The organism is Sphingobium sp. AP50 (genome assembly GCF_900109095.1).
Taxonomy (GTDB): Bacteria; Pseudomonadota; Alphaproteobacteria; order Sphingomonadales; family Sphingomonadaceae; genus Sphingobium.
Genome location: NZ_FNYZ01000005.1, coordinates 141487 through 161128, shown reverse-complemented (window position 1 = coordinate 161128; position 19642 = coordinate 141487). Strand labels below are relative to the sequence as shown.

Here is a 19642-nt window from a genome sequence, read left to right as displayed (position 1 = left end):
ATCATGCAGCGACTGTGCAGGGCCAAGCGCCCGGCACAGTCGGATGATTTTGGGTTAGACCCGGTCCGCCTGCACCACAACGTCGATCGCGCGCAGGGCCTGCAAGATGCGGTTGAGATGCTGCGCATCCGCCACTTCCAGGTCGATGATGTCGGTGTGGAAGGGGCCTTCGCGGTTCACCAGTTGCAGGTTGAGGATGTTCGCCTTGGTCGCGCCGAACACATTGGCGACGGCGGCGAGGGCACCCGGCTGGTTCTTGACGATGACGGAGAGGCGGGCGGTGCCGCCCTTCGACTTGCTGTCCCAGCTCAGGTCGACCCAGTCGTCGTCCTGATCCACCTCCAGCGATCGGCAGTCGATGGTGTGCACCTCGATCGGCTCGCCGGTGCGGCGCACGCCCACGATGCGGTCGCCGGGCACCGGGTGGCAGCAGTCGCCCAGATTATAGGCGATGCCCGGCGTCAGGCCGCGGATCGACACGGGTTCATGCTGGCGCGGATGCGCTTCCTCCACCCCCTCGGCGGTGGTGGAGCCGGGCATCAGCGCTTCCATCACTTCGGAATCGAGCACGCGATGGGTGGCGATGGCGACCATCAGCGAGGCGCGATCGTCCAGCTTCAGCCGTTTGAGCGCGGCGTTCAGCGCCTTGTCGCCCAGTTCCTTGGCAAGGTCCGGGGAGAAGCGGCCGATGATTTCCTGATACAGCTTCTCGCCCAGGGCGATTTCCTCGCCGCGCTGCTTCTGGCGGATATAGCGGCGGATCGCGGCGCGGGCCTTGCCGGTGATGGCGAAGGTCAGCCAGCCCGGTTGCGGTTCCTGTCCCTCCGATTTCAGGATTTCGACCTGATCGCCATTTTCAAGATTGGTGCGCAGCGGCACGACGCGGCCATTCACCTTCGCGCCGACCGTCTGGTTGCCGAGCGAGGTGTGGACCGCATAGGCGAAGTCGACCGGGGTCGATCCCTTGGGCAACTGATGCAGTTCGCCCTTGGGCGAGAAGGCGAAGATGCGATCCTGATACATCGCCATGCGGGTATGTTCGAGCAGTTCGTCCGCATCCTGGCTCTGCTCCAGGATTTCGACCAGGTCGCGCAGCCATGCGGCATGCTGGTCGGTGGCGTCGCCCTTCTGCTTATAGGCCCAGTGCGCAGCCAGCCCCAGTTCCGCGTCATTATGCATGTCGCGGCTGCGAATCTGGACCTCGATCCGGGCATTGTCCTGATGGATGACGGTGGTGTGCAGCGACTGATAGCCGTTGCGCTTGGGCGTGGAGATATAATCCTTGAACCGGCCCGGCACCATCTTGAAGGTCTGGTGGATGATGCCGAGCGCGCGATAGCAATCCTCGGTCGAGGCGGTGATCACGCGGAAGGCCATGACATCGGTCAGCTGTTCGAAGCTGATATGACGTTCCTGCATCTTCTTGAAGATGGAATAGGGATGTTTTTCGCGGCCCGACACGCTGACCGACATGCCCTGACCCGCCAGCAGCAATTGCAGTTCCGCGCCGATCCGGTCGACCTTGTCATGGCCGCCTTCCTTGAGCTGTTCCAGCCTTTTGGTGATGCTGTCATAGGCTTCCGGCTCGATCTCCCGGAAGGAGAGGAGCTGCATCTCGCGCATGAAATCATACATGCCGATCCGTTCGGCCAGCGGGGCATAGATATCCATCGTCTCGCGCGCGATGCGGCGGCGCTTGTCGGGATTCTTGATGAAGTGCAGCGTGCGCATATTGTGCAGCCGGTCGGCCAGCTTCACCAGCAGCACGCGGATATCGTCCGACATGGCGAGCAGGAACTTGCGGAGATTTTCCGCCGCCCGCTCATTCTCGCTCATCGCCTCGATCTTGGAGAGCTTGGTCACGCCATCGACCATGCGCGCGACATCCTTGCCGAACGCGCTTTCAATCTCCTCATAGGTGACGAGCGTATCCTCGATCGTGTCGTGCAGCAGCGCGGTCACGATCGTCTGGTCGTCCAGATTGAAATCGGTCAGGATCCCCGCCACTTCGATCGGGTGGCTGAAATAGGGGTCGCCGCTGGCGCGCTTTTGCGAGCCGTGCTTCTGGACCGAAAACACATAGGCGCGGTTGATCATCGCTTCGTCCGCATCCGGATCGTAGCGCTTTACCCGTTCGACAAGTTCATATTGGCGTAGCATCGTTTCCCGATTGTGTTGGAAGAGCCTTGTCGTGCAACAAAAAAATCCCATATCGATGGAATAAGTCGGCACTTTTGCAACAACCGGCGCTTTGCGCTATGCGATAGACCCATGAAACATAATCTTGCCCAGGATCTGGAACAATGTGCGCTCCCCGCCGCGCTGGAGGCGATGGGTGAGCGCTGGTCCTTCCTCATCCTGCGCGGTGCGCTGTCGGGCATCCGACATTTCGAGGAATTCCAGTCTACCCTGGGCATCGCCCGCAACATATTGGCCAACAGGCTGAGCCGGCTGGTCGAAAATGGCATCATGCTGCGCCAGCCGATGCAGTGCGACCGGCGCAAGGTGGAATATCGGCTGACCGAAAAGGGGCAGGATCTGGCGCCTGCCATGATCGCGCTGCGCCAGTGGGGCGAAAAATGGGGCTGCGCTCCCGCATCCTGCCAGGTTCTGGCCGACAAGCGCGACGGCCAGCCGATCCGCAGCATCGCCATTCAGGCGCATGACGGCCGTCTGCTGGAACTGACCGATCTGGTATGGGTGTGCCCCGACGAGGTGACGCCCATGGCGGAGGCTCCGGCCGTCGCGGCCTGACGATGGCGCAGTGGTTTCCGGCTTCAAGGCTGTTGGATTATTCGTTGCCGTCATTGCGAGCGCAGCGAAGCAATCCACTGGCGCACTCATGAATTGGTTGGGCATTGCCCGCCTTCGGCCCGCTGCGCTCGCAATGACGGTTAGAGTCTCGGCTGTTATGCCGTAAAGCGTCTTTGACCATGGGATCAAATCGCCTAAGTCTGACTGCAATGTCCGTATCCGTGCCCCGCATCAAGCCGCAGCCCTTTTTCGCTGACAAGAATCGCGCCTTCTGGAATTTGCAGTCGGTCGGATGGGCCGGCGCTTTCCTGCTGCGTGGATCGTCGACCATCGCCAACGGGCAGCCACTCTCCAGTCTGGTGCCGGTGATCATATCGACCGTCACAGGCTATTCGGTGACGCTGCTGATTGCGGTCATGTTCCGGTTTTTGCTGAAGCAACGGCCGATCATCCGCTGGGGCGTGTCGATCGTGACGGTGGTCCTGGCCGCGGGGCTGGTCGCCTTTATCGATGCCTGGGTCTTCTCCACCCAGAATCGCGCGAGCGAAACGGCGGGGCTGCAACTGTTTCTGGGCGCCTTCTATCTGTCGATGACGTTGCTGGGGGCATGGTCCTCGCTCTATTACGCCATCAACTTCTACCTGACGGTGGAGGAGCAGGCGGACCAGTTGCTGCTGCTGGAAAATCAGGCGGCCAATGCGCAACTAGCGATGCTGCGCTATCAGCTCAATCCGCATTTCCTGTTCAATACGCTCAACAGCATCTCGACCCTGGTGCTGCTCAAGCAGACGGATCGCGCCAATGCGATGCTGTCGCGCCTTTCCTCCTTCCTGCGCTATACGCTGATCAACGAGCCGACCGCGCAGGTGACGATCGAGCAGGAGATCGAGACGCTGAAACTCTATCTGGAGATCGAGAAGATGCGGTTCGAGGAGCGGCTGCGCCCGGTCTTCAGCATCGATCCCGCAGTCGCGCGGGCGCGCCTGCCTTCGCTTTTGTTGCAGCCGCTGGTGGAAAACGCGATCAAATATGCGGTCACGCCCAAGGAGGAGGGAGCGGAAATCTCCGTCACGGCGCAGCCTGCCGGGGATAATGTCCGGATCGTCGTATCAGATAGCGGGCCGGGATTGAATGAAGGCGGAATACGACCGCACATCCCGATGAGCGAGGGGACCGGGATCGGCCTGCCGAACATCCGGGACCGTTTAATTAAGGCCTTCGGGGAACGACAGAGCTTCGAAACGCGTTCCACGCCGGGCGGATTTTCGGTCATCATCGAAATTCCGCTTAACATGGATGAAACATCGAAAGTGGCCGCATGACCATCAGAACAATCCTCGTCGATGACGAAAGCCTGGCTATTCAGGGCCTTGCACTGCGTCTTCAAGCGCATGAGGATGTCGAAATCGTCGAAACCTGCACCAATGGCCGCGAAGCGATCCGCGCGATCAAGACGCATAAACCCGACCTTGTGTTCCTGGATATTCAGATGCCCGGTTTCGACGGCTTTTCCGTTGTCCAGGGCCTGATGGAGGTGGAACCGCCGCTCGTCATCTTCTGCACCGCCTATAGCGACTATGCGATCCGCGCGTTCGAGGCGCAGGCGGTCGATTATCTTATGAAGCCGGTGGATGAAGGGCGTCTGGCCGATGCACTGGATCGCGTGCGCCAGCGCCTGAGCGAAAAGAAGCAGGTGCAGGAAGTCGAAAAGCTGCGCGAAGTGCTGGCCGAGGTCGCGCCGCAGGCCATGAGCGATTTTGCGTCTGACGATGATGCGCCCGCCTCCAATCGCTTCGAAAAGCTGATCAACATCAAGGATCGCGGGCAGATTTTCCGGGTCGACGTGGATTCGATCGAGCGGATCGACGCGGCGGGCGACTATATGTGCATCTATACCGCCGACAATAGCCTGATCCTGCGCGAGACGATGAAGGATCTGGAAAAGCGGCTGGACCCGCGCAATTTCCAGCGCGTGCACCGTTCGACCATCGTGAATTTGAGCCAGGTGCGGCAGGTGAAGCCCCATACCAATGGCGAATGTTTCCTGGTGCTGGAAAGCGGCGCGCAGGTGAAGGTCAGCCGGTCGTACCGCGACGTGGTGGCGCGGTTCGTGCATTGAATTGAGCCAATCGTCATGCCCGCGTAGGCTGGAATGACTTGGTTATAGAAAAAGGGTCGCTTCATCAGAAGCGACCCTTTTTCTATGGTGCAATCCAAGACGCGACAGCTTGTTTCCTATGAAGCGTTCCCCGGCGCAGGCCGGGGCCCAGATCAGACCGTGCAACTTTACCCCGGCCTGCGCCGGCGAACGCAGAGGCAAAACTTCATATCGTCGCTTGTTGGTATCAATCCATCGTCCGCACCGGGCGGACGATCAGTTCGTTGACGTCCACATCGTCCGGCTGCTCCAGCGCATAGGCGATGGCGCGGGCGATCGCGTCGGGGGTGAGGGCGATGGCGCGGAAATCCTCCATCGCGGCGGCGGCGCCGACTTCGGTGATAGTGCTGGCCAGTTCGGATTCGACCACGCCGGGCGACACCACGGTCACGCGGATATCGTCATGCTCCATGCGCAGCCCGTCGGAAATGGCGCGGACCGCATATTTGGTGGCGCTGTAGACGCCGCAGGTCGGCCAGACGCGATAGCCGCCGATCGACGAGATATTGACGAAATGGCCGCTCCCCTGTGCCTTGAACCGGGGCAGGGCGGCCGCAATGCCGTGCAGCATCCCGCGAATATTGACGTCGATCATCCGGTCCCATTCGTCGACCTTCAGGCTGTCGAAGCGGGATAGCGGCATCAGGCCCGCATTGTTGACCAGCACGTCCACCCGGCCAAATTCCGCTTCCGTCGCGGCGATGAACGCTTCCACATCGGCACGGTCGGTGACGTCCAGCGCGCGGAAGGCCACGGTACCGCCAGCGGCGTTCAGTTCGTCCGCCAGTCTTTCCAGTCGGTCGGTGCGCCGTGCGCCCAGCATCAGCTTCGCGCCGCGCGCCGCCAGCAAGCGTGCCGTGCCTTCACCGATGCCGCTGCTGGCGCCAGTGATCGCGATAACCTTGTTCTCGATAGCCATGTCCTGTCTCCTTGTCCGGCGGATCGACGATCGATCCGATGGGCCATGGATGCGGCATGATGGGGCTGGAGCGGTAGAACAGGCTTGCGGAAGGATTGCATAATATTCCAATGTGGCGATGCGGCCCTGTTCGCACGGCATGCTTTGGCGTAGAAGGAGGGGCATGGAGAATGCCCCATGTCGCATCAGGCCCTTGGTCAGCAGATTGCCCGATATGCCGATGGTGATGGCATTATCGATACTGCCATCCCGCGCCTGACGCTGGTGCGCTGGTCGCATGCCGGGGAGCCAGTGCATATGCTGCAACGGCCTGCGCTGTGCATCATTGCGCAGGGGGCCAAGACGGTGATGCTGGGTGACGGCCTGCTATCCTATGGCCCGGCCAGCTATCTGGTCGCGTCGCTCGACCTGCCGATCACCGGCGTCGTGACGGATGCGCAGCAGGACGCGCCTTATCTCTGCTTCTGCCTCTATCTCGATCCGGCGATGCTGTCGGACATCGCCATCGCCCTGCCGCCAATTGCGCCGCCGGTCGCGCCGGTGGCGGAGGGGAGCGCGCTGTCGCTGCATCCGATCACGCCCGAACTGCTGGACGCGGCTACCCGGCTGACGGCGTTGCTGGGTAGCCGGAGAGCGCGCCGCTGCTCGCGCCGCTGGTGGAGCGGGAATTGCTGGTGCGACTGATGACCGGGCCGAATGGCAGCATCATCCGGGCGATCGCCAGCGGGGAAAGTCGCACAGGCCAGATCGCCCGCGCCATCGGCTGGCTGAAGGCGCATTTTCGCGAGCCGTTCAGCGGCCCCGATCTGGCGGGGCTGGCGGGCATGAGCATATCGAGCTTCCACGATCATTTCCGCCGCGCGACGGCGATGACCCCGCTGCAATATCAGAAGCAATTGCGGTTGCAGGAAGCGCGCAAACTGATGCTGGCAGACCGGCTGGACGCGGCGGAGGCGGGCTATCGCGTCGGTTATGACAGCCCCTCGCAATTCAGCCGCGAATATCGCCGCCTGTTCGGCGCCCCGCCGCAGCGGGACATGGGGCGGTTAAGGGCGCTGCCGCAGGTGGCACTGGCGATTTGAGGGGAGGTGGGGTGGCTTTGGGTCGTGCTCTGACCGCAATTGCCATCACATTTCTCCGTCCGGCAATCGGAATTTCAGCAGCAGGGTGCGCTGGAAGAATTCGTGATTGTCGTCGGACACGACCCAGATGATCGTGCGGCCCGCTTCACGCGTCACGGCGATGCCCTCGAAATTGTCGGCCAGCAGCGGCGGCGCCAGCCGGGCGAGGGTGCGGGCTTTGAGTTCCGTTCCCGGCGTCAGCCTGTCGGGCAGCTCGACGATCGCGATGGTCGCGGTGAACAGATCCTCCAGCGTCAGCCGCCGGTTCAGCACCAGCAGATGATGCGCGTCGATCGCCACGGCATCTGTCGGGCGATAGCCTTTGGGCGGGGTGTAGCGCAGGTGGATCGGATCGGGCGTGTCCTTTTCGGCCGGGTCGCCCGCGAAGAGCAGGCTGTCATGCTTGCCATCGGCGGTCATGCCCATTTCGCCGATCACCAGAAAGCGGCCGTCGGGCAGGCGGGCGAGCGATTCGATCGATCCGGTCTTGGGCCAGGCCATGATTTCCGGCCAGGTGCGGCACGCCTCCACCCGCGCAAAGCCGGGACCATAGCGGCACACCGCCTGTTGCAGTTCGAAGCCGACCCAGTAGCGATCGCTGACGGGATCATGCGCCAGCGATTCCGAATCCCAGGCCCACCAGGGGCGATAGCGATCCTGCGCGCGGATCGGCAGCGGGGCGATGAAGGGGCGGCGGGCAGCTTCGCCGGGCCCCACATGGAAACCCATCAATAGGCCTGAATCGCTGAGGCCCAGCACGTCGCCCGGCGGCGTCACCATCAGGGCGGAAATGCCGCCAAAGCCGGGGTTGGCGCTTTCCACCACCCATCCGCCCAGATAGTCGAGCGCGCCCACATGGCGCAGCGCGGGATCGACGCTGCTGAGTGGCAATGGCTGTGCCCGCACCAGCAGCGTGCCGGCCTGCACGCTTTCGGGCTTCCCCGGATGCGGCGCGGGAAGCAGCAAAATCGCAAGGGCCAGGACGATCAGGATTCGCTGCATCGCACCGGCCATAGGGGATAATCCGGCAGGGTGCAGCAGAACAGTGACGGGCGGCGCGCACCTGAACGGCGGCTGTCACCCCCATTCAGGCTTGGCTCAACGCGACTCCGGCATAAGGGCGTCAATCGATGGGCAATCCCGTTTCTTTTCAGCGGCCGCCCAAGAGGATGGCAATTGAGGAGCAGAGCCATGAAGATGAAGTTTCTTGTGAATATGGGAGCCGCCCTGGCCATGGGCGTGGCATCGCTGGCCGTTTCGGCCGCCCCCGCGCAGGCGCGCGATCATTATCGTGGATATGATCGGGGCGACTATTATCGCGGCGGATATGACCGGGGTTATCGTGGCTATGATCGCGGCTATCGTGGCTATCGCGGTGATTATTACCGCGGCGGTTATGACCGTGGGTATCGCGGTGATCGTTATCGTGGCTATCGGGGTGGCTATCGCTGCCGGGACAATGGCACGGGCGGCACCATCATCGGTGCGATCGCCGGTGGTCTGCTGGGTAATGAAATCGGCAGGGGATCGGGCCGCTATGGTCGCCGTGGTGACGGCACGACCGGTGCCATCGTCGGCGCGGGCGTGGGTGCGCTGGCCGGCCGGGCGATCGATCGCAACTGCTGATCCCGCAAGGATCGCGTAACGAAGAGGGCCGCTCCGCAAGGGGCGGCCTTTTTTCATGCCCGCGCCGGTCAGGGGTGGGGAGCGGGCTGGGGCGGGACGCGGTTGCGGTCCGCCCGCGCTGCGGCTGTCGCGGCGGGGTTCAGTCCGGCATCGTCGCTCTGCGCGGCGCCGGCCTGCGCATCCAGACGGGCGGCGGCTTCGTTGAGCGCTCTTGCCTCCCCGGCGCTGACGCCCCCCACACCATCCTGATCGCCGGAGCTGCCGCAGGCGCCCAGCATCAGTGAAGCTATCAGTGCAGCCATCAGGGGCAGGGCGGTCCGCTTCATGCGCATGGTCTTCCGGGAAGAGGGGCCAAAAAGAAAGGGGCCGCGCCGTTGCCGGTGCGACCCCTTTCGAATATTTCGCCAGAAGCGAAAATTACATCGCGTTCGCGGCGTTGTTGGTCGCGTTCGACGCAGCGTTAGCGGCGTTGTCGGCGGCGTTCAGCGCAGCGTTCATGGCGTTGTCGGCAGCGTTCGAAGCGTTCTCAGCAGCGTTGGCAGCGTTGTTGGCGGCGTTTTCATGGCCACCCGAGCAAGCGGCCAGGCCGAGCGAAGCAGCGAGAACGAGCGAAAGAGCAATCGACTTGGTCATGGGTTAAAACCCCTCTCTGAGAAAAACAAAATGCAGACCACTCTCGGAGAAAAGCTCACCCCCCATTGCGCCTGCCCTTTGATTCCTAATGCTTTGGAAAGAGCAAGGCAATCCCATTCATAAAGCTGAAAGGTTGAGTTACCGTCGTTTTGCCGGATCATGGATGAAAAATGCACGGAAAATTCACTGGCATTGACGTATATAAAGAATTCTTTATATGGCATGGACATGCATGCGGCACTCGACATTTTCCGGGCACTTGGTGATCCGACGCGGCTGCGCGTGATCCATCTGCTGCGGGCGATGGAACTGGCCGTCGGGGAAATTGCGCAGGTTGTCGGGCAAAGCCAGCCACGCGTTTCGCGCCATGTTCGCATCCTTGCCGAAGCCGGATTGGTGGAACGGCGCAAGGAAGGCAATTGGGTGTTTTTGCGGCTGAGCCGGGACGCCGCCTTTGTGCCTTTCCTGACCCTGTTCGACCAGTTGGAAGCCTCTGACAGCGAGGCTTTGTGGCAGGCGGCCGACCTTGCCCGGCTGGCGGCGGTGCGGGCCGACCGGGCGAAGGCGGCGGAAAGCTATTTTGCGGAACATGCCGAAGAATGGGACGCGATCCGGTCGCTCCATGTCGCCGAAGCCGATGTGGAGGCGGCGATGACCGCGCTGCTGACGCGCGAGCCGATCGGCCATCTGCTCGATATCGGCACCGGCACCGGGCGGATGATCGAACTGTTCGGGGACGCCGCGCGGCAGGTGACGGCGATCGACCGCAGCCCCGACATGTTGCGTCTGGCGCGGACCAAGCTGCCGGCCGACGCAGGCGACAAATATGCGCTGTTGCTGGGCGATTTTCTGGAACTGCCGCTGGCGCCGGGTGGCGCCGACACGGTCGTCCTGCATCAGGTGCTGCATTATGCACAGGCGCCTGAAATGGTGATCGCCGAGGCCGCGCGCGTCACGGCGCAGGACGGGCGGGTGCTGATCGTCGATTTCGCGGCGCATGAACGCGAGGAACTGCGCACGCGCGACCAGCATGCGCGTCTGGGCTTTTCGGACGAACAGATGGATGGCTGGTTCGCTGCGGCGGGACTGGCGCTGGAACGGGTGGAAACGCTGCCCGGCCAGCAATTGACGGTACAACTCTGGCTGGGGCGGCGCAGGACGGCGCGCATCCTGCCCATCGAAGAACGGATTTCCGCATGACCCTGAATGATCCTGCCGCACCTTTGTATGCGGATCTGGCCGGCGACTGCCAGGTGAGCTTCGAATTCTTCCCGCCCAAGACGGAGAAGATGGAGGCGCAGCTCTGGTCGGCGATCGAGACGCTGACGCCGCTGGCGCCCAAATTCGTGTCCGTGACCTATGGCGCGGGCGGTTCCACGCGGGAGCGGACCCATAATACGGTCGCCCGCATCGCGAAGGAAACGCCGCTGGCGGCCGCCGCGCACCTGACCTGCGTCGCTGCGAGCAAAGCGGAAATCGGCGAGATTGCCGACGCTTATTGGGAAGCGGGCGTGCGCCATATCGTCGCCCTGCGCGGCGATCCGCCCGAAGTGGGCGGCACGTTCGAACCGCATCCCGATGGCTATACCGGCGCGGCCGATCTGGTCGAAGGGCTGATGCAGCGCCATCCGTTCGAGATTTCCGTCTCCGCCTATCCGGAAGTGCATCCCGAAGCCGCGAGCGCGCAGAGCGATCTGGATAATCTGAAGCGCAAGCTGGATGCCGGGGCGACCCGCGCGATCACGCAGTTCTTCTTTGCGCCCGACACCTATTTCCGCTTCATGGACAAGGTGCTGGCGGCGGGCATCAGCGCGGACATCGTGCCGGGCATCATGCCGGTCGGCAATTTCGCCGCGACCCAGCGCATGGCCGCCATGTGCAATACCGACGTGCCGCAATGGATGGCGCGGCTGTTCGAAGGGCTGGACGATCATCCGTCCGCGCGCCAGCTCGTGTCGGCGACGATCGCGGCGGAATTGTGCCGGAAGCTGTATGAAGGCGGCGTGCGCGACTTCCATTTCTATACGCTCAACCGGGCGGAACATAGCTATGCGATCTGTCATCTGCTTGGGTTGCGGCCCAAAGTGATGGCGGACGCAGCAGCATGACAGATTTCCCCCGTTCGCCCTGAGTAGCCATTGAGCTTGTCGAAATGGCGTATCGAAGGGTCCTTCGATATGGAGTCTTCGACAAGCTCAGTCTCCTACTCAGGACGAACGGTAATTTTTTGATAGGCGGAGTTTTGATGATGAGCGCCGAAGCACAATTGCGCGCCCTGGCGGCGGAAAAGATCCTGATTTTCGACGGCGGCTATGGCACGTCGATCCAGAAACATGGCCTGACCGAAGCCGATTATCGCGGCGATCTGGATCTGGCCAAGGACCAGAAGGGCAATAACGACCTGCTCTGCCTGACCCGGCCGGACATCGTGGAGGGTATCCACACCGCCTATCTCGACAATGGCGCCGACATGATCGAGACGAACACCTTCTCTTCGACCAAGATCGCGATGGCTGATTATGGCTGCGAGCATCTGGTGTGGGACATCAATGTCGCCGCCGCGAAGATCGCCCGTGCGGCTTGCGAGAAGGCGACGGCGAGGGACGGCAAGCCGCGCTTCGTCTGTGGCTCCATCGGCCCGACGAACAAGACACTGTCGATATCGCCTGACGTGAATGACCCTGCGTTCCGCGAAGTCGATTATGATACGTTGAAGGCCGACTATCGTGAGCAGTGCGATGCGCTGATCGCGGGTGGGGTGGATTTCCTGCTGATCGAAACCTGTTTCGATACGCTCAATGCCAAGGCCGCCGGCATGGCCGCGCGGGAAGCCGAGGTTGCTTCGGGCCGTCCGGTGCCGGTGATGCTCAGCTTCACCATCACCGACATGTCCGGCCGGAACCTGTCGGGCCACACGATCAACGCCTTCTGGTATTCGCTGCGGCATTTGAAGCCGCTGACCATCGGCGTGAACTGCGCCTTCGGGGCGGATTTGCTGCGGCCTTATCTGTCGGAATTGTCGAAGAATGCCGACACGCTGATCCTGGCCTATCCCAATGCCGGCCTGCCCAACGAACTGGGGCAGTATGACGAACTGCCGGAAACCACCGCGAAGCTGATCCGCGACTGGGTGGACGAAGGGCTGGTCAATATGGTTGGCGGCTGCTGTGGCACGACGCCCGCCCATATCGGTGCGGTGGCGAAGGCGCTGGCGGGCCACAAGCCGCGCGTGGTGCCGGAGTTGCAGGTCGTGACGCGCCTCGCTGGGCTGGAGCCGATGCATATCGCGGCATAAAAAGAATGTTCCCCCTCCCGCTTGCGGGAGGGGGCTAGGGGGTGGGCCTGTCCAGGCGCTGCTCCAGGAAAGCCCACCCCCGGCCCCTCCCGCTTGCGGGAGGGGAGAAGAGAAGCAAAATGACCACCCAATCCACCGCCACCTTCGTCAATATCGGTGAACGCACCAACGTCACCGGATCGGCCAAGTTCAAGAAGCTGATCATGGCCGGCGACTATGCCGCCGCCATCGACATCGCGCGCGAGCAGGTCGAAAATGGCGCGCAGATCGTCGACGTCAACATGGACGAAGGTCTGCTCGACGCGGTCGAGGCGATGACCACTTTCCTCAAGCTCATGACATCGGAACCGGACATCAGCCGCGTGCCGGTGATGATCGACAGTTCCAAATGGGAAGTGATCGAGGCGGGTCTGAAATGCGTGTCCGGCAAGCCGGTGGTCAATTCGATCAGCATGAAGGAGGGTGAGGAAGCCTTCCTGCATCATGCGCGTCTCTGCATGGCCTATGGCGCCGCGGTGGTCGTCATGGCCTTCGACGAAACCGGGCAGGCGGACACGCAGGCCCGCAAGGTCGAGATTTGCGAGCGCGCTTACAAGCTGTTGATGACCATCGGTTTTCCACCCGAAGACATCATCTTCGATCCCAATATCTTCGCGGTGGCGACGGGGATCGAGGAGCACAATAATTACGGCGTCGACTTCATCGAAGCATGCCGCGAGATCAAGAAGCGCTGCCCGCATGTCCATATTTCGGGCGGACTGTCGAATTTCTCCTTCTCTTTCCGCGGTAACGAACCGGTGCGCCGGGCGATGCACAGCGTGTTCCTGTACCATGCCATTCCGGCGGGGCTGGACATGGCGATCGTCAATGCCGGGCAACTCGACGTCTATGACACGATCGATCCGGCGCTGCGCAAGGCATGCGAAGATGTGCTGCTGAACAGCGATCCCGAAGCGGGCGAGCGGCTGGTCACGCTGGCGGAAAGCTATCGCGGCAAGGATGCGGCGACCGAAAAGGCCGCGCAGGAATGGCGGGGCTGGCCGGTCGCCAAGCGGCTGGAACATGCGCTGGTCAAGGGCATCGACATGTATGTGGTGGAGGACACCGAAGAGTGCCGCCTCGCCGCCGCCAAGCCGATCGAGGTGATCGAAGGTCCGCTGATGGACGGCATGAACGTGGTCGGCGACCTGTTCGGCGCGGGCAAGATGTTCCTGCCGCAGGTCGTCAAATCCGCCCGCGTCATGAAGAAGGCGGTCGCGCATCTGCTGCCTTATATCGAGGCGGCCAAGGAACCGGGCGCCAAGGGCAAGGGCAAGATCATCATGGCGACCGTGAAGGGCGACGTGCATGATATCGGCAAGAATATCGTCGGCGTCGTGCTCCAGTGCAACGGCTTCGAAGTGGTCGACATGGGCGTGATGGTGCCCTGGCAGGACATCATCAAGGCTGCGAACGATCATGACGCGGACATGATCGGCCTGTCCGGCCTCATCACCCCCTCGCTGGACGAGATGGTGACGGTGGCGCAGGAAATGCAGCGCGCCAATATGGTGATGCCGTTGCTGATCGGCGGGGCGACCACCTCGCGCGTGCACACGGCGCTGCGCATCGACCCGGCCTTTACCGGGCCGGTGGTGCATGTGCTGGACGCCAGCCGCGCGGTGGGTGTGGCGACGGCGCTGGTCAGCGAAACGCAGAAGAATGATTTCGTCCAGAAGACCAAGGACGATTATGAGCATGTCCGCGTCGCCCGCGCCAACAAGGGGCAGAGCGCGCTGATCAGCATCGCCGACGCCCGCGACAACGGGTTTGAGATCGACGAAAGCCTGAAGGCGCCGCGTCCGCGCCTGCCCGGCGTGCATCGCTTCCCCGACTGGGATCTGAAGGATCTGGTCCAGTATATCGACTGGACGCCCTTCTTCCGCGCCTGGGAACTGGCGGGCAATTATCCCGCGATCCTGACCGATCCGGTGGTGGGCGAAAGCGCGACCAGCCTGTTCGCCGACGCGCAGAAGATGCTCGACAAGATCGTCAACGACAAATGGCTGACCGCGCGGGGCGTTGCGGGCCTGTGGCCCTGCCGCCGGGATGGCGACGACATCATCGTCCATGTCGAGGATGAGAAACATTATACTCTGCCGATGTTGCGCCAGCAGATTCAGAAGCGGGAAGGGCGTGCCAATATGTGCCTCGCTGACTTCATCAGCCATGATGGCGACTGGATGGGCGGCTTTGCCGTGTCGATCCATGGCATCGAACCGCATCTGGCCCGCTTCAAGAACGCGATCGATGACTATTCGGATATCCTATTGAAGGCGCTGGCCGATCGTCTGGCCGAAGCCTTTGCTGAGCGGCTCCACCATTATGTCCGCACGGCTTTGTGGGGCTATTCGGAGGGTGAGCAACTCACCAACGAGGCGCTGATCAAGGAACAATATCGCGGCATCCGCCCGGCGCCGGGCTATCCCGCCTGCCCGGAACATAGCCTGAAACCGATCCTGTTCGACATGCTCGACGCGCATCATGCGACCGGCGCGACGTTGACGGAGAGCTTTGCCATGCTGCCCACGGCAGCGGTCAGCGGTTTCTATTTCGGCCATGCGCAGGCGGAATATTTCGGCGTTGCGCGGGTCGGGCGCGACCAGCTGGAAGATTATGCGCAGCGGCGCGGCATAGATCTGGAGACGGCGGAGCGCTATCTGCGACCTAATCTGGATTGACCCGTGCAGGCCACATCATCCTGTGCTACAATGTACACAGATGATGAAGGACCGCGCGATGACCGCCAGCACGACGATGACCATCCGCATGACCACCGATCTCAAGGAAAAACTCGGTCGCCTCGCGCAGAGCAGTCGTCGCTCCCGATCCTTCCTCGCGGCCGAGGCACTTGAAGCCTATGTCGACCGCGAACTGGATATCATCGCAGGCGTAGAGCGCGGCATCGCCGACATGAAGGCGGGCAGGGTCATTCCGCACAAGGAGGCGATGGACCGGCTTGACGCCGCTATCGCTGCGGCAAGTAAAAACGCCGCATGAGGCAGGTGCAATGGTCGGAGGACGCGCTCGCCGACATACAGGCGCAGGTCATCCACATTGCACGAGACAACCCCGTCGCCGCACGCCGGATCGCGATCCGGATTCGCGAAACGGGCGATGCATTGGCCGATTTCGCCACGGGCCATCCCGGTCGTGTTAGCGGCACGTACGAAAAATCCATCCGCCGCCTCCCCTACATCCTCGCCTATGTTTTGGGCGATGATGTGCTGACCATTGTTCGCGTCATGCACGCGTCCCGCGACTGGACCACAGATGAATGGCCGAAATAGGAGGACGTGGCGGCATTCACTGCTGCGATATAACGTAACCATGGGGAAGATAGTGCAATTGTTGCACCATCTCCATTCCCTCCTAGCAGGCCTTCTTTCGATCCATCCCTGACACTCGACCCGCTCCACATCTGTCCCATAGCGGGGCAGCGCGTTATTGCCGCTTGGTCCCGCACGCCGCCGGGCCTATTCTGCCCCCATGCGCATCCTCTCCACCACGTTCCTCGTCTCCGCCGCGATCGCTTCGAGCGCGCTGGCGCAGGGGAATGCCGCGCCCTTTACCGTCGCCGAGACGGGGCAGGGCTTTGCCTCCATCGGTGATGCGCTGGCGGCGATCGGGGACCGGCGGGGCACGGTGGTCGTGGCGCCGGGCACCTATCATCAGTGCGGCGTGCAGCAGGGCGGGGACGTCACCATCCGCGCCGCCACGCCCGGCACGGTGATCTTCGACGGGGTGCCGTGCGAGGGGAAGGGCGCGCTGGTGCTGCGCGGGCAGGCCAGCACGGTCGACGGCATCATCTTCCAGAATATCCGCGTGCCCGATGGCAATGGCGCGGGCATCCGGCTGGAAAGCGGGAATCTGATCGTCCGCAACAGCCTGTTCCGCAATAGCGAGGAAGGCATCCTCACGGGCGATTATGATGGCGGGCAGGTGGCGATCGACAAGTCGACCTTCCGCAAGCTGGGCCGGTGCGACCGCGATCTCGACTGCGCGCATGGCATCTATATCGGGCGGCTCGCCACCCTGTCCGTCACCAACAGCCGCTTCGATCAGGGTGATGGCGGCCATTATCTGAAGACCCGCACCGCGCGCGTCGCCATCAGCGGCAACAGCTTCGACGACAGTGGCGGCAAGCTGACCAATTATATGATCGACCTGTCCAACGGCGCGACCGGTACGATCACGGGCAATGAAATGGTGCAGGGCAAGGACAAGGACAACTGGTCCGCCTTCATCACCGTCGCGCCGGAAGGCCGCGAACATTCGAGCGCCGGGCTGGTGATCGAGGGCAACAAGGCGGGCTTCGTACCGGGGCTGGCGCGCGGCTCCACCTTCGTCGCCAATTTCACCGACGATGCGGTGAAGATCGGCGCGAACGAGTTGGCGCCGTCGATGAAGGTCAAGGACCGGCGCTGACTTGGCTGTGCTGTTGTGATAGGAAAGCGTCATGCGAACCACCTATGACAGCGCGACCGTCCGCCTCTATCATCTGGGCGATGATGGGGCGGCCATGACCATTATGTATGGCCCGCTCAGTCAGGCGCTGCATGTCGCCGAACAGCAGCCGGCCGAAGTGCAGGACGGCCTGTTCCTGGCGACGGACAATGATGTCGTCGCCTATCTGGATCTGATCGAAAGCTGATTTTAGGGAAAGCCACCGGGTGGGGGATGCGTGGCGGAGACCTGCCTGCATCCCCCGGGTAGTAGAACGGTGGGAACGGCGATCAGGACGCAATCGCCGTGCCAATATGCGACGGGCACGGGAAATCGAGGGGTGCAAAGGTTAACGCCGCAAGCCCGCCCTTGCGATTTGTAAAAAATTCCGACGATTTCGGCCATCTCCGTGAAAAGGCGGCAGGAATGGCGCGCGCCGTCCGCGATCGACGCCTGCGAATCGTTATTGACTACATTCGTAATCGATGCGACTACAGCTGTAGTTGTTAAACGATCGAGTCGGGTGTGGTCAGGTGAGCGAGAAGATCAGCGAAGCGGAACTGGTGGTGATGGAATCCCTGTGGGAAGCCGCGCCACAGGCCGCCAATGACATCGCCGATCGGGTCGCCGCCGACCGCGACTGGAGCCTCCAGACGGTCAAGACTCTGCTGTCTCGCCTGATGGCCAAGGATGTGATCGCCGCCGATCAGGATGGCCGCCGCTTCCTCTATCGCCCGTTGGTGGCGCGTGAGGACTATGTGGCGGGCGAATCGGGGCGGCTGGTGAACCGCTTGTTCGGCGGCCGGGTGTCGCCGCTGGTCGCCCAGTTGGCGAGCCAGGATCAATTGACGGCGGAGGATATCGCCGAGCTTGAGGAAATCCTGAAAGGGCTGAAATCATGAGCGTCTGGATCGCCGAAACGCTGATCGCCACGACCTTGCTGATGGCATTGGTGATGATGCTGCGCCGCCCGGTGGCGCGCTGGCTGGGGGCGGGGGCGGCCTATATGCTCTGGGCGCTGCCGCTGGCCCGGATGCTGATGCCCGCGCTGCCCGAAGAGCTTGATCCCTCACCGCTGCATCAGGCGGTGGATCAGGCGGGGCTGACCGATCTGCTGGCCATGCCCGCCACCGCGCCGGTGGAGGCTGCCGCACCCGCCATGCCCTGGCTGGAAATCGGGCTGGCGATCTGGTTCGTCGGCATGGTCGCCTTCCTGATCGTGCAGGCGGTGGGCTATGTCCGCTTTCGTCGGCACATGCTGCACGGCATGACGCCCATCGATGAAGAAGGGCGCATCCGCATCATCACCAGCCCGCAGGCGTCGGGGCCGCTGGCTTTCGGCATCTTCCGCCCCTTCATCGTGCTGCCCGCCGATTTTGCGCTGCGCTATGACGCGCAGGAACAGGATATGGCGATCGCCCATGAACGGGCGCATCATGAGCGCGGCGATCTGACTGCCAATATGATCGCCCTGCTGTTGCTGGCCGTCCACTGGTGCAATCCGATCGCCTGGATCGCCTATCGTGCCTATCGCGCCGATCAGGAAACGGCCTGCGACGCGCGCGTCCTGTCGCTTTACGGCCGGGAACAGGCCCATGCCTATGGCCGCGCCATATTGAAGGCCGCCGGTGGCCGCCAGTTTGCCGCCGCCTGCCATCTTACCCGCATCAACGCTCTCAAGGGGAGGCTGAAAATGCTGTCCAATCATGACATGTCGCTCCGCCGTATCAGCTGGGGCATGGCCGCCGTCGCGCTCGTCACCGCCACCGGTCTGGCGCTCACCGCATCGGGCAGCCGTGCCGCGCAGCAGATGGCGGCGCTCACCGACAAGGTGGACGGAGCCGACTTCGCCCGCCTGACCGATCTGGTCGCCCAGCCGGCCGAAGCGTCCATTCCCGCTGTCGCCGCCGTGCCCGCCGTCCCGGCTGTGCCAGCAGTTCCGGCTGCGCCCGTCGCCCATGCCGTTACCGATCCTGTGCCGGTGCCCGCGCCGATGGCGCCGGTCGCTCCCGTCCCGCCAACGGTCGACATGACCGCGCCGATCCCGCCCGTTCCCCCGGTGCCGCCTGTCAGCGTGCGCAGCGAAAAGGGGCGCATCGTCGTGACCCATGCCAATGGCCGGGTCGAAACCCATCGCATCCCAACCGAAGCGGAAATCGCCCGCATGGTGCCGGTGGTCGATGTGCGCGAAGGCTGCGATGCCGGCAAGCAGAGCACGACGCGCAGCGAGACGGTGGACGCCAATGGCCGCCGTCATATCCGGGTCCGCATCTGCAAGGCGGGGATCGAGCGCGCTGCCCAGCAGGCCGGGCAACAGGCGGAGCGGGCGGCGCGTCAGGCGGAATGGCAGGCGCAGATGGCAGCCGAACGCGCGCAGGGTGAGGCGGATCGCGCCGCGCGGCGGGCGGAGCTTCAGGCGGATCGTGCTGAACGTCAGGCTGACATGGATGCGGCCCGCGCCGATCGCGCCGCCCGCAATGCCCATGTCGCGGCGATCAGCGGCCTGCGCTCGGCCCGCGCCCAGATTGCGGCGAACACGTCGATGCCCAGGGATGCCCGTGCCGAGGCGCTGCGCGAAATCGACCGCTCCATCGCCGAACTGCGCAGCGAGCAGCCTTGACCGTTTAAGACTTACCTTGAACCGTTCGTGC

General features: G+C 62.9%; 22 protein-coding genes. 16 read left to right on the top strand and 6 right to left on the bottom strand.

Going from position 1 to position 19642, the window contains the following annotated elements; translation table 11 throughout:
* Positions 1-54: 54 nt before the first annotated feature.
* Positions 55-2160 (bottom strand): RelA/SpoT family protein, encoded by a 2106-nt coding sequence (locus BMY84_RS11425; RefSeq protein ID WP_093083926.1) that lies wholly within the window; start codon positions 2158-2160, stop codon positions 55-57.
* A 111-nt stretch (positions 2161-2271) separates the two neighbouring features.
* On the opposite strand from BMY84_RS11425, the gene BMY84_RS11420 reads away from it, so the two are divergent.
* From BMY84_RS11420 to BMY84_RS11410, 3 genes are all read left to right on the top strand, one after another.
* Positions 2272-2754 carry a winged helix-turn-helix transcriptional regulator gene (locus BMY84_RS11420; protein ID WP_093083924.1) on the top strand — a complete coding sequence of 161 codons (483 nt, stop codon included), beginning with the start codon at positions 2272-2274 and terminating at the stop codon, positions 2752-2754.
* A gap of 209 nt (positions 2755-2963) precedes the next feature.
* Positions 2964-4076 carry a sensor histidine kinase gene (locus BMY84_RS11415; protein WP_093083923.1) on the top strand — a complete coding sequence of 371 codons (1113 nt, stop codon included), beginning with the start codon at positions 2964-2966 and terminating at the stop codon, positions 4074-4076.
* Positions 4073-4873 carry a LytR/AlgR family response regulator transcription factor gene (locus BMY84_RS11410; RefSeq protein ID WP_093083921.1) on the top strand — a complete coding sequence of 267 codons (801 nt, stop codon included), beginning with the start codon at positions 4073-4075 and terminating at the stop codon, positions 4871-4873. Before BMY84_RS11415 ends, BMY84_RS11410 begins: the two co-directional genes overlap by 4 nt.
* 226 nt (positions 4874-5099) lie before the next feature.
* Here the strand turns inward: BMY84_RS11410 and BMY84_RS11405 are convergent, their stop codons facing one another.
* Positions 5100-5831: an SDR family oxidoreductase gene (locus BMY84_RS11405; RefSeq protein WP_093083920.1), complete on the bottom strand. Its 732-nt coding sequence runs from the start codon at positions 5829-5831 to the stop codon at positions 5100-5102.
* 177 nt (positions 5832-6008) lie between these two features.
* On the opposite strand from BMY84_RS11405, the gene BMY84_RS30415 reads away from it, so the two are divergent.
* Positions 6009-6515 (top strand): AraC family transcriptional regulator, encoded by a 507-nt coding sequence (locus BMY84_RS30415; RefSeq protein ID WP_256215217.1) that lies wholly within the window; start codon positions 6009-6011, stop codon positions 6513-6515.
* Positions 6515-6913, top strand: coding sequence for a helix-turn-helix domain-containing protein (locus tag BMY84_RS30410; protein WP_256215216.1), 399 nt, complete (start codon positions 6515-6517; stop codon positions 6911-6913). Before BMY84_RS30415 ends, BMY84_RS30410 begins: the two co-directional genes overlap by 1 nt.
* Positions 6914-6958: 45 nt before the next feature.
* Here BMY84_RS30410 and BMY84_RS11395 read toward each other — a convergent pair whose 3' ends face one another.
* Positions 6959-7954, bottom strand: coding sequence for an esterase-like activity of phytase family protein (locus tag BMY84_RS11395; protein WP_093083918.1), 996 nt, complete (start codon positions 7952-7954; stop codon positions 6959-6961).
* 189 nt (positions 7955-8143) lie between these two features.
* Between BMY84_RS11395 and BMY84_RS11390 the strand changes: the two genes are divergently transcribed.
* A complete protein-coding gene (locus tag BMY84_RS11390; protein ID WP_093083917.1) occupies positions 8144-8578 on the top strand; it encodes a glycine zipper 2TM domain-containing protein in 435 nt (144 codons plus the stop codon).
* 68 nt (positions 8579-8646) lie between these two features.
* On the opposite strand, the gene BMY84_RS11385 is transcribed toward BMY84_RS11390, so the two are convergent.
* From BMY84_RS11385 to BMY84_RS29065, 3 genes are all read right to left on the bottom strand, one after another.
* The gene (locus BMY84_RS11385) at positions 8647-8904 is read right to left on the bottom strand and encodes a hypothetical protein (RefSeq protein WP_177203986.1); all 258 of its coding nucleotides are present in this window, start codon (positions 8902-8904) and stop codon (positions 8647-8649) included.
* Between the two features lie 91 nt (positions 8905-8995).
* Positions 8996-9211: a circumsporozoite protein gene (locus BMY84_RS11380; RefSeq protein ID WP_093013587.1), complete on the bottom strand. Its 216-nt coding sequence runs from the start codon at positions 9209-9211 to the stop codon at positions 8996-8998.
* The gene (locus BMY84_RS29065) at positions 9208-9441 is read right to left on the bottom strand and encodes a hypothetical protein (RefSeq protein WP_143075026.1); all 234 of its coding nucleotides are present in this window, start codon (positions 9439-9441) and stop codon (positions 9208-9210) included. Before BMY84_RS29065 ends, BMY84_RS11380 begins: the two co-directional genes overlap by 4 nt.
* On the opposite strand from BMY84_RS29065, the gene BMY84_RS11375 reads away from it, so the two are divergent.
* The 10 genes from BMY84_RS11375 to BMY84_RS11330 all read left to right on the top strand — a co-directional run bounded on the left by BMY84_RS11375 (position 9440) and on the right by BMY84_RS11330 (position 19611).
* Positions 9440-10411, top strand: a complete 972-nt coding sequence (locus BMY84_RS11375) for an ArsR/SmtB family transcription factor (RefSeq protein ID WP_093084075.1) — start codon at positions 9440-9442, stop codon at positions 10409-10411. The genes BMY84_RS29065 and BMY84_RS11375 overlap by 2 nt on opposite strands.
* On the top strand, positions 10408-11319 hold the full coding sequence (gene metF / locus BMY84_RS11370; protein WP_093083915.1) for a methylenetetrahydrofolate reductase: 912 nt from the start codon (positions 10408-10410) through the stop codon (positions 11317-11319). The genes BMY84_RS11375 and metF overlap by 4 nt, the downstream gene beginning before the upstream one ends.
* Before the next feature lie 140 nt (positions 11320-11459).
* On the top strand, positions 11460-12506 hold the full coding sequence (locus BMY84_RS11365) for a homocysteine S-methyltransferase family protein (protein ID WP_093084073.1): 1047 nt from the start codon (positions 11460-11462) through the stop codon (positions 12504-12506).
* Positions 12507-12625: 119 nt separating this feature from the next.
* The gene (gene metH / locus BMY84_RS11360) at positions 12626-15226 is read left to right on the top strand and encodes a methionine synthase (protein ID WP_093083914.1); all 2601 of its coding nucleotides are present in this window, start codon (positions 12626-12628) and stop codon (positions 15224-15226) included.
* A 58-nt stretch (positions 15227-15284) separates the two neighbouring features.
* Positions 15285-15545, top strand: a complete 261-nt coding sequence (locus tag BMY84_RS11355; RefSeq protein WP_093084072.1) for a CopG family ribbon-helix-helix protein — start codon at positions 15285-15287, stop codon at positions 15543-15545.
* Positions 15542-15835, top strand: coding sequence for a type II toxin-antitoxin system RelE/ParE family toxin (locus BMY84_RS11350; protein ID WP_093083912.1), 294 nt, complete (start codon positions 15542-15544; stop codon positions 15833-15835). The genes BMY84_RS11355 and BMY84_RS11350 overlap by 4 nt, the downstream gene beginning before the upstream one ends.
* A gap of 199 nt (positions 15836-16034) precedes the next feature.
* Positions 16035-16973, top strand: a complete 939-nt coding sequence (locus tag BMY84_RS11345; protein ID WP_093083911.1) for a right-handed parallel beta-helix repeat-containing protein — start codon at positions 16035-16037, stop codon at positions 16971-16973.
* A 31-nt stretch (positions 16974-17004) separates the two neighbouring features.
* Complete coding sequence (locus tag BMY84_RS11340; RefSeq protein WP_093013576.1) at positions 17005-17199, top strand: hypothetical protein; 195 nt, start codon at positions 17005-17007, stop codon at positions 17197-17199.
* A gap of 325 nt (positions 17200-17524) precedes the next feature.
* The gene (locus BMY84_RS11335; protein ID WP_093013573.1) at positions 17525-17893 is read left to right on the top strand and encodes a BlaI/MecI/CopY family transcriptional regulator; all 369 of its coding nucleotides are present in this window, start codon (positions 17525-17527) and stop codon (positions 17891-17893) included.
* Positions 17890-19611 (top strand): M56 family metallopeptidase, encoded by a 1722-nt coding sequence (locus BMY84_RS11330; protein WP_093083909.1) that lies wholly within the window; start codon positions 17890-17892, stop codon positions 19609-19611. Before BMY84_RS11335 ends, BMY84_RS11330 begins: the two co-directional genes overlap by 4 nt.
* The last annotated feature ends 31 nt before the right edge of the window (positions 19612-19642 follow it).

What these genes read in the sequence shown, in the direction of transcription:
- BMY84_RS11425 (WP_093083926.1), bottom strand. Translation starts at nt 2,160, where the DNA reads ATGCTACGCCAATATGAACTTGTCGAACGGGTAAAGCGCTACGATCCG.
- BMY84_RS11420 (WP_093083924.1), top strand. Translation starts at nt 2,272, where the DNA reads ATGAAACATAATCTTGCCCAGGATCTGGAACAATGTGCGCTCCCCGCC.
- BMY84_RS11415 (WP_093083923.1), top strand. Translation starts at nt 2,964, where the DNA reads ATGTCCGTATCCGTGCCCCGCATCAAGCCGCAGCCCTTTTTCGCTGAC.
- BMY84_RS11410 (WP_093083921.1), top strand. Translation starts at nt 4,073, where the DNA reads ATGACCATCAGAACAATCCTCGTCGATGACGAAAGCCTGGCTATTCAG.
- BMY84_RS11405 (WP_093083920.1), bottom strand. Translation starts at nt 5,831, where the DNA reads ATGGCTATCGAGAACAAGGTTATCGCGATCACTGGCGCCAGCAGCGGC.
- BMY84_RS30415 (WP_256215217.1), top strand. Translation starts at nt 6,009, where the DNA reads ATGTCGCATCAGGCCCTTGGTCAGCAGATTGCCCGATATGCCGATGGT.
- BMY84_RS30410 (WP_256215216.1), top strand. Translation starts at nt 6,515, where the DNA reads ATGACCGGGCCGAATGGCAGCATCATCCGGGCGATCGCCAGCGGGGAA.
- BMY84_RS11395 (WP_093083918.1), bottom strand. Translation starts at nt 7,954, where the DNA reads ATGCAGCGAATCCTGATCGTCCTGGCCCTTGCGATTTTGCTGCTTCCC.
- BMY84_RS11390 (WP_093083917.1), top strand. Translation starts at nt 8,144, where the DNA reads ATGAAGATGAAGTTTCTTGTGAATATGGGAGCCGCCCTGGCCATGGGC.
- BMY84_RS11385 (WP_177203986.1), bottom strand. Translation starts at nt 8,904, where the DNA reads ATGAAGCGGACCGCCCTGCCCCTGATGGCTGCACTGATAGCTTCACTG.
- BMY84_RS11380 (WP_093013587.1), bottom strand. Translation starts at nt 9,211, where the DNA reads ATGACCAAGTCGATTGCTCTTTCGCTCGTTCTCGCTGCTTCGCTCGGC.
- BMY84_RS11375 (WP_093084075.1), top strand. Translation starts at nt 9,440, where the DNA reads ATGCATGCGGCACTCGACATTTTCCGGGCACTTGGTGATCCGACGCGG.
- BMY84_RS29065 (WP_143075026.1), bottom strand. Translation starts at nt 9,441, where the DNA reads ATGTCCATGCCATATAAAGAATTCTTTATATACGTCAATGCCAGTGAA.
- metF (WP_093083915.1), top strand. Translation starts at nt 10,408, where the DNA reads ATGACCCTGAATGATCCTGCCGCACCTTTGTATGCGGATCTGGCCGGC.
- BMY84_RS11365 (WP_093084073.1), top strand. Translation starts at nt 11,460, where the DNA reads ATGAGCGCCGAAGCACAATTGCGCGCCCTGGCGGCGGAAAAGATCCTG.
- metH (WP_093083914.1), top strand. Translation starts at nt 12,626, where the DNA reads ATGACCACCCAATCCACCGCCACCTTCGTCAATATCGGTGAACGCACC.
- BMY84_RS11355 (WP_093084072.1), top strand. Translation starts at nt 15,285, where the DNA reads ATGACCGCCAGCACGACGATGACCATCCGCATGACCACCGATCTCAAG.
- BMY84_RS11350 (WP_093083912.1), top strand. Translation starts at nt 15,542, where the DNA reads ATGAGGCAGGTGCAATGGTCGGAGGACGCGCTCGCCGACATACAGGCG.
- BMY84_RS11345 (WP_093083911.1), top strand. Translation starts at nt 16,035, where the DNA reads ATGCGCATCCTCTCCACCACGTTCCTCGTCTCCGCCGCGATCGCTTCG.
- BMY84_RS11340 (WP_093013576.1), top strand. Translation starts at nt 17,005, where the DNA reads ATGCGAACCACCTATGACAGCGCGACCGTCCGCCTCTATCATCTGGGC.
- BMY84_RS11330 (WP_093083909.1), top strand. Translation starts at nt 17,890, where the DNA reads ATGAGCGTCTGGATCGCCGAAACGCTGATCGCCACGACCTTGCTGATG.